Genomic DNA, 15,037 nt, shown 5'->3' with positions numbered 1-15,037 from the left:
CACCAGTTCAACCCCCGCACTCCCTGCGGGGGTTTTCTTATGCCATCTGGTAAAATCCTTGGACGTTGTCAGAAATACCGAATCGAAGAGGCGGCACCGAAGATCGCCAGGACACCTCCAAGGAGAGTCACAAACATGAGCGCTAGAAACGCCAAAAACACCAAGCACACTGCCAACAACACCGTCGAGTTCGCTATCGACGATGATTATGGCATTACCGAAGCCATCGCCACTTTGGACAATGGCGACTTTGGTACCCGCACCATTCGCTTTGAGACGGGCCAGCTTGCCCGTCAGGCCGGCGGTTCCGTGACCACCTATCTGGACGAGGACACCATGCTCCTGTCCACCACCACCGCGTCCAACCAGCCACGCGAAGGTTTCGACTTCTTCCCGCTGACCGTGGACGTCGAGGAGCGCATGTACGCAGCGGGCAAGATCCCGGGCTCCTTCTTCCGCCGGGAGGGCCGCCCCTCCACTGAGGCTATCCTGGCATGCCGCCTTATTGACCGCCCGTTGCGTCCGACCTTTGTGAAGGGCCTGCGCAACGAGGTCCAGGTTGTCGTCACGGTTCTCTCCATGGACCCGGAAGAGTACTACGACGTTGTTGCCATTAATGGCGCTTCTGCTTCTACCCAGCTCTCCGGCCTGCCGGTCTCCGGTCCTGTGGGAGGTGTGCGCATGGCACTCATTGCTGATGACAAGCACCCGAAGGGCCAGTGGGTAGCCTTCCCGAACAACGAGCAGCATGAGCGCGCCCTGTTTGAGATGGTCGTTGCCGGCCGCATTGTCAAGAAGGGCAACAAGGACGATGTCGCCATCATGATGGTGGAGGCAGGCGCCGGCGTGAACGTGGCTGAACGCATCAAGGAAGGCGCCCCGGCACCCCAGGAATCCACCGTGGCCGAGGGCTTGGAAGCTGCCAAGCCCTTCATCAAGACCCTGTGCGAGGCTCAGGCAGGTCTGGCTGAGCGCGCCGCGAAGGAGACCCAGGAGTTCCCGCTCTTCCCGGCCTACAGCGAGGATGTATACGAGGCAGTGGAGAAGGCAGCCTCCAAGAAGCTGCAGAAGCTGCTCACCATCCCGGGTAAGCAAGACCGTGATGATGCAACGAACGAGTACATGGAGCAGATTGAAGCCGATCTCCTTGACGAGTTCGATGACCTTGAGGAGGCGGATGCCTCCAAGCAGATCCGTAACGCCTTCAACGCTGTGATGAAGGATATCGTCCGTAACAAGATCCTCACTGAAGGCTTCCGCATTGATGGTCGTGGTGTTACTGACCTGCGTGACCTCGGCGTGGAGGTGGACCTTATCCCGCGTGCACACGGCTCCTCCCTGTTTGAGCGTGGCGAGACTCAGATCCTAGGTGTCACCACCTTGGACATGCTCAAGATGGAGCAACAGATTGACTCCCTGACCCCGGTGGAGTCCAAGCGCTACATGCACCACTACAACTTCCCGCCTTACTCCACGGGTGAGACCGGCCGCGTGGGGTCCCCGAAGCGCCGCGAGATTGGTCACGGTGCGCTGGCTGAGCGCGCCTTGCTGCCGGTTATTCCGTCTCGCGAGGAGTTCCCTTACGCTATCCGCCAGGTCTCCGAGGCTCTGGGCTCCAACGGTTCCACCTCCATGGGTTCGGTGTGTGCCTCCACCTTGTCCCTGTACAACGCAGGTGTTCCGCTCAAGGCTCCGGTGGCTGGTATCGCTATGGGCCTTGTCTCCGGTGAGGTCAAGGGTAAGGAAAAGTTCGTGGCGCTGACCGATATCCTCGGCGCCGAGGACGCTTTCGGTGACATGGACTTTAAGGTCGCAGGTACCTCCGAGTTCATCACCGCTCTGCAGCTGGACACCAAGCTGGATGGCATTCCATCGCACGTGCTTGCCGACGCCCTCGAGCAAGCCCGCGATGCCCGTTCCGCCATCCTCGAAACCATGGCTGAGGTTATCGAGGGCCCGGACGAGATGTCCGGCCTTGCCCCGCGTATCACCTCGGTGACCATCCCGGTCAACAAGATTGGTGAGCTTATCGGCCCGAAGGGCAAGACCATCAACACCATCACCGAGGAAACCGGTGCTGACGTCTCCATCGAGGAGGACGGCACCGTCTACGTTTCCGCCGCCACCGGTGAGGCTGCTGAGGCTGCCATCGAGCGCGTCAACAGCATTGCCAACCCGCAGCTGCCGAAGGTTGGCGAGCGTTTCCTCGGCACCGTAGTGAAGACTGTCGCTTTCGGTGCCTTCGTATCCCTGACCCCGGGCCGCGACGGCTTGGTGCACATCTCGAAGCTGGGCGGCGATGAGCGTATCGAAAAGGTCGAAGACGTGGTCAACGTCGGCGACAAGATCCAGGTCGAAATCGCGGACATCGATAACCGCGGCAAGATTTCCCTGGTTCCGGTTGAGGAAGACTAATTCCTAAACCTCATAAGCCAGAGCCCCGCTCTCCAGCTCGTTCACGGGCTGCGATGGCGGGGCTCTTAGCTTGTTGGGTGCCTAGCTGCTAGTCCTGGAAATCAAGTACAAGTCGTTTGGGGTCCTCGAGAAATGTCACCGAGTACGGAGTCCTTTTCTGCAGACCAATGATGAATTGCGATTGTGACTCAAATGAGCTGGTGTAGACCACTTCGCTCACGACTCCAGTTCCAGGAGTAGTTCCCTGCTGAATATGCCGTTCCTCAAGCTCAGGCGTAGATGACCAAGGAGTTCCCTCGATTCCGAGGTCGAGAAAAATGTTTCCTTTTGCCTCAACCGGGTAACCGGAGGCTTGCTGAGTTGGGCTTTCCGTGTAGGTGGTAAACCAGCCCGGTTCACCGTCCCCTTCAAGATCAATGACTACGCGGGTAAACCCATCATGGGCACCTACGCGCACATTAGTTGGCGTGAGATCTCCCAGCCGTTCGGGCATGTGGTGCTGATTTTCCAGCGCTGCTGTACCCATGCCCGCAAACTGTGCTGCAGTCATCGCCTCCGAGCTGCTTTGCGCTCCCGAGTCCTTTGGGGTCACTTTGTCACTGGCTGGAGCTTCAGAAACTCGCGGACTGGATTCAACCGAACTAAAAGCAGGTGAATTTGTGGTGTGCGAACCACCATCAGAGCATGCGGTGATGGTCAACGCACATCCGGCAATGATGACCCCGATGACGGTGGTCGGTGCAATCAAGCGAGCCATTTTTATCCCTTCAGCTGTGACAGCAGGATCCAGCTTCCTAGACCATCATAACGAGCAGCAACACGTGGGCATCACTGCCTAACCCCGCTGGACCCCGAGGGGCATTCTCAGGCCATCTAGCCTCCCTAACTCTTAAAAGTTCCGCTCAGTTCCAAAAACTGCGCCGACTTTTTACCATTAGGGAGGCTTTTCTTTATCTCCCTCCGGCCCCGGCTCCCGCGACCCTTCGTCGTTTGATTCGACGGCTTGGGGTTGTGCGGGGTGAGTTTTGGGTTCATCGTTTGTTTCGACGGCGCGGGGCTTATCCGTGTGTTCATCCTTCTTAGTTATGCGTACCGAACGGAGGTTCTATGGATTTGAGAGGACTTTCCATCTACTGTCATGAGTGAAGTGCATTCCCAACGCTAAGAAAGGTAAAGAATATGGTTAAAAAGTCTGCAAGAAAAGTTCGTTTGGCATTGGTTTGTGGTGCTGTCTTGGCTCTTGCCGCCCCCAGTAGCGCGTTTGCTCAGGATGCAGAAGCGACCTTGGATGGTGATACGGTTCCTGCTGCAGACAGTGAATCGGGATTTGAGTTGTCTTCCGGAGAAACCAAGACTGTAGACCTGTCGGATGCCAAGGAGAAACAGTCAGCGGAAATCCATGTGGAAGGTGAGCCGACTATAAGCTTCTATGATGCATCAAACACTGCCCCTGCGTGTGTGTCTGCTGAGCATCATCAAGCTGAGATCAAAATTCGGAATAATTGCCCTACACCTGTTCGGGTGAAAGTCATCATGACGGGTTGGGTGGGTTCTCAGGATATTGAGTGCACAGGGGTTGCCCCGGGCGCTGAAGAAACCGTTTCCAAGTTGAAGGTTCCAGGTATTACTCGCATCGATCGAGTGGAGAATTGCTAATGAAGAAATTACGTGCTTTGGCGCTTACACTCGCTCTTCCTTCTGCAGTGTTTGCTCAAACGCAAGTCGCGCAAGCAGCGGGTGTTGTTAAAAATGAACTAGGCATGATCACCATGAAATGCCAGGTAGTGGAGAATGCCCCCGGCAATCCTATTGTGGGCTTTGTCATAGGTAATCATCCAACAGATCCTAATGCTGCCAAATCCGATGCAAATTTGTATGAAAGCAAGTTTAACAATGCCCATAAGAGGCATTGCTATCCTCAGCGGAAGTACCGTCCGTCGGGTGCCTATGACACGAGTTGGAACCCTAAATGATGTCCAGCGAAATTACCCTGACAAAGACCTATTTCCTTGCGAGAGAAGAGGATTTGCCTCGGTTTTATCAGCGCTATCTTGAACGAGTGGAGCGCGTGAAACAGTTCACGACCGTCTATCTGGTCGCTGATGTGGAGATTGATGAGTCGGATTCCGTTGTGAAAAATAACTTGCTCCATGATCTCCAGGCTCAGAGTGATGAACCGGTTAACGAGGATGAATGGAATATGTATAGCTATTCCACCGCATTAGGGACGATCGACGAGCCTATTGAGCCTGGGGCGGCTGTGTCACGTTTGTGGGAGGACATGCTTTTGACCGACGATGAGGAGTGGCCTCGGTCTTTTATCAGCTCTGTTGATTTCGCGTCGTTTATGTCACGGCCGAAGTAACGGACTGGAAGCCGTTCGGTGCAGGTGGTGAAGTTTTGTCGAGGGAGTCACGCTTAACGTGACTCCCTGAGCTATTGTTCTCTATTTTTGTGAAGCTAACCCGTTAAGAACATTTGTTCCATCTTTCCAGAGAGTGTGTCTCCCTCCTGTTATATAATCAATAGTGCTTCGCGGGTTGAGCTAAGCAGTGATCTAGGACTCGACATCCTAGGTACCTTAGCAATAGCAGTGTTATACCTGATTGCTCTTTGGATTATTGAAAGTGTAGGTCAGCCTTTTTCAAAGAAGTTTCTTGTTTGCATAAATAAAGAAAAGGAGCAGAGAATGGGTCATAACAATCGCAGTCGCATTATCGCGTCAATTGAAAATATAGGTACTGGAGCAATCGGTAGCTCACTGCTCATGCTGAACTCGTGAAGCAAAGGTTAGAAGCCCTAGAACCGTTTATACGAATCTAGGGCTTCTTTGTCGTTTTAGAAATTTCGTGCGAGATCTTCCGGGTTATGATTGCGAAGCCTTCATGACCTGATGTCCAACGAGCCGTAGGCGAGGCGGGAGAAGGATACTCGTCATGCTCCTTCAAAGCGCGTGATAATCTGTCGTTTCGTTGGCGCATTAGGGTTTGCACACTCTAATGCGACCATTACTACATGGTGAAGATTATTCATGTTTCAGACCAGAGGTTACGACCGTTTCGTACGGCCAAGCAATTTGAGTTAACTGAGCGAGATCGGCTCCTCTTGACTGTTTGGTTGCGTTTGAAGCTATGGCGCGCGACCACGTTGCCAGGCTGTGGGGAATTTACGATTCGGGAGCTTGTAAGCGTCTTCGATTGCTCCGGGACAAAGGGTTCATTGACGATAAAAGCGTTTTCACGGGCTTCCCCAGCATTCTCACCATCACCAGCAAAGGCTGCAGGCACAGTAGATGGACGCACATTACTGATAAAGGAAATGTTGTCGGGGATTTCAAGCCTCCTCGCTTTAGCGCGGGTGGAACCCTGGCACACACGCTTTTGGTTATGGATTCAGCTCTATCCTGGTCAATTTATGCGCACACGGTCGTAAGCGAGCGAGTGATAAAGGCCCAGGACCGGTAAGCATCTCAGTAAAGGAAACCACCACCCGGTAGATGCTATCGATAGGTAAAAGGCGGATGCTAGGTGCTGTTATTATCCGGATTTTTTATCCCTACCGGACTGAAGCGTCCTGATGCTAAAGAAGGCGTCCGGCAGGATGGTGGTGCTCATTGGCGTATCCCCCGAGAAAATAGTGTTAGAAGAAGTGTTCTACAACTAATCCTAGTGCCGGCACAAACCAAAGTCTATAGCCTGCGGGGATAAACTTCGCTAACCAAGAAGCATGGGGGTGTTGAGTAATGCTTTAGGTTGTGTGTTCGACTCTTGTCGAGCTGGGGGTATAGGTTTTACTGATACACAACAACGGGGGTAGGTGAATGGTGCAATCGAAGAAAGATGGCGCCACATGCCCCTTTCTGAGCGCTGCATATCTTCAGGGATAGACTGGACACAATTGACCGCACGAACATGGATGAAGGGATTGTGTATGACTATCAAGGTGGGCGTTCTCGGCGCGAAGGGGCGCGTGGGGCAGGCAATCGTGGAGGGCGTCAACGCTGCAGAGGATCTGGAGCTCGTTGCTGAAATTGATCGGGATACTCCGTTGCAGCAGTTGGTTGATGCTGGTGCCCAGGTAGCCGTGGACTTCACCCAGCCGGCGTCTGTCATGGATAACCTTGAGTTCTGCACTCAGAACGGTATTCATGCTGTTGTCGGTACCACTGGTTTCGATGCCGAGCGTCTTGCCAAGGTTGAGGAGTGGACGAAGAAGGAGGGGGCTGGCCATGTTCTCATCGCTCCGAACTTCGCCATCTCGGCGGTTTTGACCATGGTCTTCGCGGCTCAGGCTGCGAAGTTCTTTGATAGCGCTGAGGTTGTGGAATACCACCACCCCAATAAGCTTGATGCTCCTTCAGGTACCGCTGTTCACACTGCCCAAGGTATTGCGAATGCGCGCAAGGAAGCGGGCCTTGATGCCATGCCGGACAAGACTGAGCAGTCGCTTGACGGAGCGCGTGGCGCAGACGTCGACGGCGTTCATGTACATGCAGTGCGTATGCAGGGAATGGTGGCGCATGAAGAAGTTATCTTTGGCACTCAAGGCCAATCCCTGACCATCCGTCAGGATTCTTATGACCGTTCCTCCTTCACGCCTGGTGTACTCGTTGGTGTACGGGAAATTGAGTCTCATCCAGGGCTGACCGTGGGCCTTGAGAATTACCTGGGGCTGTAATGGCAAAGGTCACTGAGCTTGATGTTCAGCTCATCGCGGCGACATCCTTTCACGCGCCACGGGGAGTGGAGTGGGAGGTGGATGAGGGGGCGTCGGACAGCGAGGCGTTAGTAGAATTTGCTGGTCGCGCTTGTTATGAGTCCTTCGATAAGCCAAATCCCCGGACGGCCTCCAACCAGGCTTATCTGCACCACATCTTGGAAGTTGGACACGACGCTCTGCTTGAGCATGCGACGGCTACGTTGTACATCCGCGGCCTATCGCGTTCAGCTACTCATGAACTGGTCCGGCACCGCCACTTTTCCTTTTCGCAGCTCTCGCAGCGCTTTGTTCACCCCGAGGAAACTGAGGTGGTGCTGCCGAAACTCATTGCGGAGGATGAACAACTTACCCGATTGACTCTGCAGGCGGCCGATGATGCTCGTTTCGTCTATGAAGAGCTCTTGGATGCTCTTGAGTCCAAACTCGAGCAGGAACCCAACGCGCTACTGCGGAAGAAGCAAGCGCGACAGGCTGCCCGAGCCGTTCTGCCCAATCTCACAGAATCGCGCATCGTCGTGACCGGAAACTACCGTGCGTGGCGGCACTTCATTGGCGCACGGGCAACGGAGCAAGCAGATACCGAGTTGCGCCAGCTAGCCGTGACGTGTCTCAAGTTGTTGCGGGAGCAATCGCCAGTGCTTTTCGACGATTTCAATATCACCACCCTCGCCGACGGCACCGAAATGGCATCCAGTCCATACGCCTAAGAAGAAATTTAAGACTCGCGCGCGGCCCCGATTCAGCTAACAGAGCACAAAGCGGGTAATCTTGACGCCTATGAGCACAGGTATGGCAGTACAGACGGGCGTCGACATCTTTGGACGCGTGGGCGTAGCCATGGTCACTCCCTTTGACCAGGCAGGTGCGCTGGACGTGTCTGCGGGGCGTCGCCTAGCAGCTCATCTTGTTGATAATGGCGTCGATTCTCTCATCCTGGCAGGTACTACGGGTGAGTCGCCGACGACGTCACTGGATGAGAAGCTGGAGCTGTTTGCAGCTGTGAAGGACGAGGTGGGGGACCGCGCCAAGCTGTGCGCTGGCGCAGGAACCAATAACACCGCTACCAGCATCGAGGCCGCACGCGCCTTTGCCGATGCTGGGGCGGACAGCCTCTTGGTCGTCACCCCGTACTACTCCAAGCCCTCCCAGGCTGGTGTGTATGCGCACTTCACTGCCGTAGCGGAAGCCGTAAACCTCCCCATTTGTCTGTACGACATCCCTGGCCGCTCGGGTATCCCGATTGAGACGGAGACACTTCTTCGCCTCGCGGAGGTGCCGAACATCCAGGCCGTTAAGGACGCCAAAGGCGATCTTGCTGCGGCCGCACCGCTTATCCAGGAGACCGGTTTGGCGTGGTACTCCGGTGATGACGGCCTGAACCTGCCGTGGCTAGCCCTCGGCGCCTCAGGTGTTATCTCCGTGATTGGCCACATCGCACCGCGCGCCCTGGCTGATCTCTACGTAGCCTTCGACGAAGGTGACGGTGCACGTGCACGTGAGATCAACGCGAAAACTTTAACCCCGCTCATCCAGGCACAAGGCCGGTTGGGCGGAGCAACACTCGTTAAGGCTGCCCTGCGCCTGCAGGGCATTGAAGTAGGAGACCCTCGCCTCCCAGTGTCCGCGGCAAACGCGGACGAGGTTGAGGCCCTCCGCCACGATTTGGAGAAGGCTGGAGTCCTTTAAGAATGACTGAACCCCGTAACCGCTCCCGCAAGGTAACCCGCAAGGCGGGCCCGCCTGCGGAGACTGAGACCGCCTCGAATGAGGCGGCTTCGCCGGTTTTCCAAGCGCCGAATGAATCGGCTGCGACTGGCACTAATTCGAACGAGTCTGACAACTCGAACAACTCAAATTCCGAGGACGGCAACCGCCGCTCCCGTTCCCGTGGTTCCCGCGGCGGCCGTGGCCGCGGCCGCGGTGGCAATGGTGGCGCTAACAATAACGGTAATAACGGCAACAACAATGGTGGTCGCAACAACGGCCGCAACCGCAATAACAACCGTGGCCGCCGCAACGTGCCTAAATCCATGCAGGGCGCGGACCTGACCAAGCGTTTGCCGGAACCTCCGAAGCAACAAAAGGATGCCCTGCGCATTTATGCTCTGGGTGGTATCTCTGAGATCGGTCGCAACATGACCGTCTTTGAGTACCAGGATGAACTTCTCATCATCGACTGTGGTGTGCTTTTCCCGTCCTCCGGTGAGCCGGGCGTTGACTTGATCCTTCCGGACTTTGGTCCGATTGAGAAGAAGATCCACAAGGTCAAGGCCCTCGTGGTGACCCACGCACACGAGGATCACATTGGCGCTATCCCGTGGCTTTTGAAGCTGCGCCCGGATATCCCGATCGTGGCGTCGCGCTTCACCATCGCGCTCATCGCTGCAAAGTGTAAGGAGCACCGCCAGAAGCCGAAGTTCGTTGAAGTCAACGAGAAATCTGATGTGAACTACGGCCCGTTCCGCTGCCGCTTCTGGGCAGTGAACCACTCGGTCCCGGACGCGCTTGGTGTCATGCTGGGTACCCCGGCCGGCAATATCATTCACACCGGTGATATCAAGCTGGACCAGACTCCGTTGGATAACCGCCCGACTGACCTCCCGGCACTGTCGCGTTACGGCGATGAGGGCGTGGACCTCATGCTGTGTGACTCCACCAACGCCAACATCCCGGGTGTTTCTGCCTCTGAAGGTGACATTCCGGCAACCTTTAAGCGTTTGGTTTCTGGAGCCAAGCAGCGCGTGATTATCGCGTCCTTCGCGTCGAACGTGTACCGCGTGCAGGCGGCTATCGACGCTGCCGTGGCTGCCGGCCGAAAGGTCGCATTCAACGGCCGTTCCATGATGCGCAACATGGAGATTGCGGAAAAGATGGGCTTCCTCAAAGTTCCGCGCGGCACCATCATCCCGATCGATGAGGCAGCCAAGATGGCTCCGCACAAGGTTCTGCTCATCACTACGGGTACCCAGGGTGAGCCGATGGCTGCTTTGTCCCGCATGGCTCGTCGCGAGCACCGTCAGATCACGGTCCGTGATGGTGACCTCATCATCTTCTCCTCCTCGCTCATTCCGGGTAACGAGGAGGCAGTATTCGGTGTCATCAACATGCTGTCCCAGATTGGTGCTGAAGTTATCACCAATAAGGAGGCCAAGGTTCACGCCTCCGGCCACGGCTACGGTGGTGAGCTGCTGTTCCTGTACAACGCAGCACGCCCGAAGAACGCCATGCCGGTTCACGGCGAATGGCGCCACCTGCGCGCGAACAAGGAGCTTGCAATTTCCACGGGTGTTTCCCGTGATCGCGTAGTCCTTGTTCAGAACGGTGTCGTGGTTGACTTGCGCAATGGCCGCGCCGAGGTCGTCGGCCAGATCCAGGTGGGCAACCTTTACGTCGATGGCGTGTCCATGGGTGACGTCGACGCGGACACCTTGGCAGACCGCACCAACTTGGGTGCAGGAGGCGTGGTGTCGATTACCTGTGTGATCGACAACCGCACCTCGCGTCTGCTCGAGCACCCAGCGGTCTCCACTACTGGTTTCTCTGATGACGACCGCGGCATCGTGCCGGAGGTCGCAGAGATGGTGGAGGATACCATGAACGATCTCGCCGCAGAGGGTGAGAACGATACCTACCGAATGGTGCAGAAGATTCGCCGTAAGGTAGCCAAGCTCATGTCGTCGAAGTACAAGCGTGAGCCTGTTATTTTGCCGACGATCGTTCCGACCAACTCGGACATCCTGTTGCCGGACGACGACGAGGTACAAGCCTCCCGCGAGTCGCTCTAAAACAGCGACGATTGCGCCCCAGCGTTCCTGCCATCGGTAGGTATGCTGGGGCGCATGTCGTTTTCATCTGCCGAGCGCGCCAAGATGGTGGCGCTGTTTCATGACCTAGGCCCCGACGCACCCACGCTGTGTGAAGGCTGGACTACCCGAGACCTCGCCGCACACTTGTGGGTGCGCGAAAACCGTCTTGATGCTTCCGCTGGGCTGTTCGTGCCGGCTCTCTCTTCGCGCCTTGAGAAGGCGACGGAGGAAGCGCTCAAACACGATTTTGACGAGCTGGTGGATGACTGGGGGAGAGGGGCAGGCAAGCTCAATCCTTTCCGTTACGCCGACAAGCTAGTTAACTCGGCTGAGCACTTTGTGCATCACGAGGACATTCGCCGCGCGAATGGACGTACCGAAGCGCGTGAATTTTCCCATGCTGCGCAGAAAGAACTGCTTCTTTCCCTGAAGACGATGGGGGCTGGGTTGCTGTCGAAGTCGCGCCGTCCTGTGGTGCTTGAGCCCGTTGGTTTCCCGCCCATCGTGGCAGCGGATAAACATGGTGTCGCGGAACAGGGTGACGACATCGTTCGCGTGCGTGGCACTGTGTCCGAAATCTTGTTGTGGGCGTTCGGACGCGATGCTGCACACGTGAAGATTGTGGGGGATAAGAGCGCCATCACTAGGTCAAGCCTCTAGGCTGAACCCGTTGGAAATTTCGCCACACGCGTGTGGCTTATGTTGTTAATGGTGCATTTGCTACTAGAGTGGCAGACATGTCTGTCAAAAACGCTCCGTCTCGCGCTTCCGGTCGAGGTCGCGCCGCCGATCGCTCGCGGCCGTCCGGCCGAAGCAATTACTCGCTGACGTCTGCAACTCGCGCTGCTGAGACCTCCGAAGAGAGGACCGGCAGCGCCTTTCGTGCCGTAGGGCGAGGCTTAGGAACCGTTTTTGGCGCGACCGCCCGCGGAATGGGTGGCATGGCGAGAGGCGTCGGCCATGGCTTGGCTGGTTTGAAACCGGTTGAATACAGTGACCGCGACGAGAATGTCTACGACGGTGACTATGATGCCTATGACGCTCATGAAGCAGAAGCGTACGAGGATTACGACGAGTTGAGGGAGCCAGGGGCAATTTCTGGGCGCGCGAAAAACAAGAAGGCTACGAACACCACACATGAAACAGCGGCTAAAGCGGCGTCAAAGAAGAACAAGGTGACCCGCGCGCGCGACGTTGATGGGGACGCAGCTACCACTGTCATGGATCGCCCGGTTTCAGCGGAGAAGAGCATTCGCATCTCGAACCCGGATGCTGTGGCCCTAGTGCTCATCGGCATCGCCATCATCCTGGCCTGTGCCACGTGGTTCCAGGTCGCGGGCATCATCGGTGAATACCTGACCGATGCCGTGCGCTACGTCATTGGCGCGGGTGCGTATGTCCTGCCTGTTGGCCTCCTGGCCGTCGCCATCGCGCTCATGATGGATTTTTCGGGTCCTGCTGGACATTTTAAACCCCGTGTCGTGGGCGGGACGTCGCTCATCATCGTGTGCATGCTGAGCCTGATTCATATTTTCGCCGGCCTCCCTGACCTAACCTGGAAGAATAATGCGGCCGGTGAAGCAGGTGGCGCCATCGGCTTCGGAATCGGTGAGCTGCTCGTTGCGGCTTTCTCCAGCTACGTGGCCGTGCCTCTGTTGTTCCTGCTCATCGTTTATGGAGCTCTCAATGTCACGGGCATTACCCTGCGTGAAGCCTATGACTTCGTAGCAGCGCAGTTCTCCGGCCTAGTGGATGGTATTCGTAACCGCAAGCAGGGCAGGGAAGAGGAGCTGCTTGACGACGTCCCCGAGGATGATTACGGCTACGTCACCGATGACATCGATGCGATTGCCGAGGGGCGCGAGCGCCCCGAACGCCAGTCTTATACTCCGCGTCCTCGACCGCGTCCGCGCCCGGTACAGGCCTACCCTGTAGCGGAGCCGGACGAGCATGCCACGGTGTCCTTCGATTCCGCGGCGTCCGCAAAGCCGGTACAGAACGAGCCGGTTCAGCAAGAACCGATCCAACACGGCCGTCCGTCCTTCGACTCTGAGCGCACGGCTCAGATTGATGACACAGACGAGTTCCCGGCAGTTCCGGAACCAGAGCCTGAATCTGCTCCGGCACCGAAGCCTGCCCCCAAGAAGCGTCCGCGCGTGGATGTCGGCGGGGCAGCCGGTGCGGCACTCGGTGCGGCGGCAGCGGGGACGTCGGCAAGCGCGGCCCAAAAGACTGCCGCTAGCGGTGATGTCGTGTCCGACGCGCATTCCGAGGCCGTGCGCCTCTTCCAGCAGCGTTCTGGACGCGATGCAACGACCGGCGCCAAGGTAGATGAAGAGCCGCCGGCACAGCAGGAAACCCCGGCAGAACCGAGCGGTGCTGAAGACACAGCACTCGGCGGAGGCTACGACGTCCCGACGACGGACTTGCTCACTGCCGGTAAGCCAGCCAAGGCTCGTACCGAAGCCAACGACCGCATTATCGAGGCCATTACTGAGGTTTTCGAGGAATTCAAGGTCAACGCCCAGGTCACTGGCTTTAGCCGTGGACCGACAGTCACGCGCTACGAGATTGAGCTGGGCCCAGGCGTGAAGGTTTCCAAGATCACGAACCTGCAGTCCAACTTGGCTTATGCCGTGGCGACGGATAACCTGCGCCTGCTGACGCCGATTCCGGGCAAGTCCGCCGTGGGTATCGAGGTGCCGAATGCTGATCGTGAGATGGTGCGCCTGCGCGATGTGCTCGATTCCCCAGCCCTACGCGCTGACAACGACCCCATGCTCATTGGTTTGGGCAAGGATATCGAAGGTGAGTACACGTCCTTCTCCGTGAAGAAGATGCCGCACTTGCTTGTCGCCGGTGCTACTGGTTCCGGTAAATCGGCATTCGTGAATTCCATGCTCGTCTCGTTGCTCACGCGCGCGACGCCGGAAGATGTGCGCCTCATCCTCGTTGATCCGAAGATGGTGGAGCTCACGCCGTACGAGGGTATTCCGCACCTCATCACTCCGATCATTACGCAGCCGAAGAAGGCTGCGGCCGCACTGCAGTGGCTGGTGGAGGAAATGGAGCAGCGCTATATGGATATGCAGGCAGCCCGTGTGCGCAAGATCGAGGACTTCAACCGCAAGGTCCGCAGTGGGGAGTACCAGGCACCGGCTGGATCGCAGCGAGAGATGCGCCCCTACCCGTACATCGTCTGCGTTGTCGACGAGTTGGCTGACCTCATGATGACGGCTCCGAAGGAGATTGAGGATTCCATCGTCCGCATCACTCAGAAGGCGCGTGCGGCTGGCATCCACCTGGTGCTGGCGACGCAGCGCCCGTCCGTCGACGTGGTGACCGGCCTTATCAAGACCAACGTGCCGTCCCGCCTGGCGTTTGCGACCTCCTCGCTGACAGACTCCCGCGTCATCCTGGACCAGGGCGGCGCAGAGAAGCTCATTGGCATGGGCGATGGCCTCTTCATCCCGCAGGGCGGGCGTCCGGTGCGTATGCAGGGCGCCTTCGTTTCCGACGAAGAGGTGCAGGCAGTTGTCGACGCCGCCAAGGCACAGGGCACCCCGAACTACACCGAGGGCGTGACGGACGACAAGACCTCCGAGGCAAAGAAGGAGATCGACGAGGAGATCGGCAAGGACATGGACGACCTCCTCGAGGCCGTCGACCTTGTAGTCACCTCCCAGCTGGGCTCGACGTCGATGCTGCAGCGCAAGTTGCGTATCGGCTTCGCCAAGGCCGGTCGCCTCATGGACCTCATGGAATCCCGCGGTGTGGTCGGCCCGTCCGAGGGCTCCAAGGCACGTGAGGTGCTAGTGAAGCCGGAGGAGCTCGACACTATCATCTGGATGATTAAGGGCGCAGATCCTGCTGAGGCGCCGAAGGAGATTCAGGACGCTGAGGCTGACAGTGACAGTGCAGACGCCTCGAGCGATGACGACACACGCACCGTCCAGATCAACGCCAACCCCTCTGCAGGTGCGTTCTAGATTCCGTGTAGGATAGGACAAGTCTTGGAGGGGAGTACCCCACTCTTCGGCGCTGATCGTCAACACGGCAACTGCGAGACGGTTCCCGGTCGCGTCGGCTAGCACTGC

At 57.3% G+C, this 15,037-nt stretch carries 11 protein-coding genes; 10 read left to right on the top strand and 1 reads right to left on the bottom strand.

What is annotated here, in order from left to right; translation table 11 throughout:
- Positions 1-135 precede the first annotated feature (135 nt).
- Entirely contained in the window at positions 136-2,415 is a 2,280-nt protein-coding gene (locus tag HMPREF2875_RS08760) for a polyribonucleotide nucleotidyltransferase (RefSeq protein ID WP_070672193.1), read from the top strand.
- Positions 2,416-2,503: 88 nt separating this feature from the next.
- On the opposite strand, the gene HMPREF2875_RS08755 is transcribed toward HMPREF2875_RS08760, so the two are convergent.
- Positions 2,504-3,172, bottom strand: a complete 669-nt coding sequence (locus HMPREF2875_RS08755) for an AMIN-like domain-containing (lipo)protein (RefSeq protein ID WP_210388177.1) — start codon at positions 3,170-3,172, stop codon at positions 2,504-2,506.
- Positions 3,173-3,594: 422 nt separating this feature from the next.
- Here HMPREF2875_RS08755 and HMPREF2875_RS08750 point away from each other — a divergent pair, with 422 nt between their 5' ends.
- The 9 genes from HMPREF2875_RS08750 to HMPREF2875_RS08710 all read left to right on the top strand — a co-directional run bounded on the left by HMPREF2875_RS08750 (position 3,595) and on the right by HMPREF2875_RS08710 (position 14,929).
- Positions 3,595-4,071: a hypothetical protein gene (locus tag HMPREF2875_RS08750; RefSeq protein WP_070672192.1), complete on the top strand. Its 477-nt coding sequence runs from the start codon at positions 3,595-3,597 to the stop codon at positions 4,069-4,071.
- Positions 4,071-4,388 carry a hypothetical protein gene (locus tag HMPREF2875_RS13530; protein WP_141754606.1) on the top strand — a complete coding sequence of 106 codons (318 nt, stop codon included), beginning with the start codon at positions 4,071-4,073 and terminating at the stop codon, positions 4,386-4,388. Before HMPREF2875_RS08750 ends, HMPREF2875_RS13530 begins: the two co-directional genes overlap by 1 nt.
- Positions 4,385-4,780: a hypothetical protein gene (locus HMPREF2875_RS08745; RefSeq protein ID WP_070672189.1), complete on the top strand. Its 396-nt coding sequence runs from the start codon at positions 4,385-4,387 to the stop codon at positions 4,778-4,780. Before HMPREF2875_RS13530 ends, HMPREF2875_RS08745 begins: the two co-directional genes overlap by 4 nt.
- Before the next feature lie 1,565 nt (positions 4,781-6,345).
- Complete coding sequence (gene dapB / locus HMPREF2875_RS08735) at positions 6,346-7,092, top strand: 4-hydroxy-tetrahydrodipicolinate reductase (RefSeq protein WP_070672187.1); 747 nt, start codon at positions 6,346-6,348, stop codon at positions 7,090-7,092.
- Positions 7,092-7,841 (top strand): FAD-dependent thymidylate synthase, encoded by a 750-nt coding sequence (thyX, locus tag HMPREF2875_RS08730; protein WP_070672185.1) that lies wholly within the window; start codon positions 7,092-7,094, stop codon positions 7,839-7,841. Before dapB ends, thyX begins: the two co-directional genes overlap by 1 nt.
- Before the next feature lie 70 nt (positions 7,842-7,911).
- Positions 7,912-8,820, top strand: a complete 909-nt coding sequence (gene dapA, locus HMPREF2875_RS08725; RefSeq protein ID WP_070672182.1) for a 4-hydroxy-tetrahydrodipicolinate synthase — start codon at positions 7,912-7,914, stop codon at positions 8,818-8,820.
- A gap of 2 nt (positions 8,821-8,822) precedes the next feature.
- Positions 8,823-10,919 (top strand): ribonuclease J, encoded by a 2,097-nt coding sequence (locus HMPREF2875_RS08720; RefSeq protein WP_083311896.1) that lies wholly within the window; start codon positions 8,823-8,825, stop codon positions 10,917-10,919.
- Between the two features lie 42 nt (positions 10,920-10,961).
- On the top strand, positions 10,962-11,600 hold the full coding sequence (locus tag HMPREF2875_RS08715) for a TIGR03085 family metal-binding protein (RefSeq protein ID WP_070672179.1): 639 nt from the start codon (positions 10,962-10,964) through the stop codon (positions 11,598-11,600).
- A gap of 77 nt (positions 11,601-11,677) precedes the next feature.
- On the top strand, positions 11,678-14,929 hold the full coding sequence (locus HMPREF2875_RS08710) for a DNA translocase FtsK (protein ID WP_070672176.1): 3,252 nt from the start codon (positions 11,678-11,680) through the stop codon (positions 14,927-14,929).
- Positions 14,930-15,037: the final 108 nt, after the last annotated feature.

It is taken from the genome of Corynebacterium sp. HMSC078H07 (genome assembly GCF_001812805.1).
Lineage (GTDB): Bacteria > Actinomycetota > Actinomycetes > Mycobacteriales > Mycobacteriaceae > Corynebacterium.
This window is presented reverse-complemented; position numbering and strand designations above follow the sequence as displayed.

Coding starts and splice junctions, on each gene's coding strand:
- HMPREF2875_RS08760 (WP_070672193.1), top strand. CDS start 136: ATGAGCGCTAGAAACGCCAAAAACACCAAGCACACTGCCAACAACACC.
- HMPREF2875_RS08710 (WP_070672176.1), top strand. CDS start 11,678: ATGTCTGTCAAAAACGCTCCGTCTCGCGCTTCCGGTCGAGGTCGCGCC.
- dapB (WP_070672187.1), top strand. CDS start 6,346: ATGACTATCAAGGTGGGCGTTCTCGGCGCGAAGGGGCGCGTGGGGCAG.
- HMPREF2875_RS08715 (WP_070672179.1), top strand. CDS start 10,962: ATGCTGGGGCGCATGTCGTTTTCATCTGCCGAGCGCGCCAAGATGGTG.
- HMPREF2875_RS08745 (WP_070672189.1), top strand. CDS start 4,385: ATGATGTCCAGCGAAATTACCCTGACAAAGACCTATTTCCTTGCGAGA.
- thyX (WP_070672185.1), top strand. CDS start 7,092: ATGGCAAAGGTCACTGAGCTTGATGTTCAGCTCATCGCGGCGACATCC.
- HMPREF2875_RS13530 (WP_141754606.1), top strand. CDS start 4,071: ATGAAGAAATTACGTGCTTTGGCGCTTACACTCGCTCTTCCTTCTGCA.
- dapA (WP_070672182.1), top strand. CDS start 7,912: ATGAGCACAGGTATGGCAGTACAGACGGGCGTCGACATCTTTGGACGC.
- HMPREF2875_RS08750 (WP_070672192.1), top strand. CDS start 3,595: ATGGTTAAAAAGTCTGCAAGAAAAGTTCGTTTGGCATTGGTTTGTGGT.
- HMPREF2875_RS08755 (WP_210388177.1), bottom strand. CDS start 3,172: ATGGCTCGCTTGATTGCACCGACCACCGTCATCGGGGTCATCATTGCC.
- HMPREF2875_RS08720 (WP_083311896.1), top strand. CDS start 8,823: ATGACTGAACCCCGTAACCGCTCCCGCAAGGTAACCCGCAAGGCGGGC.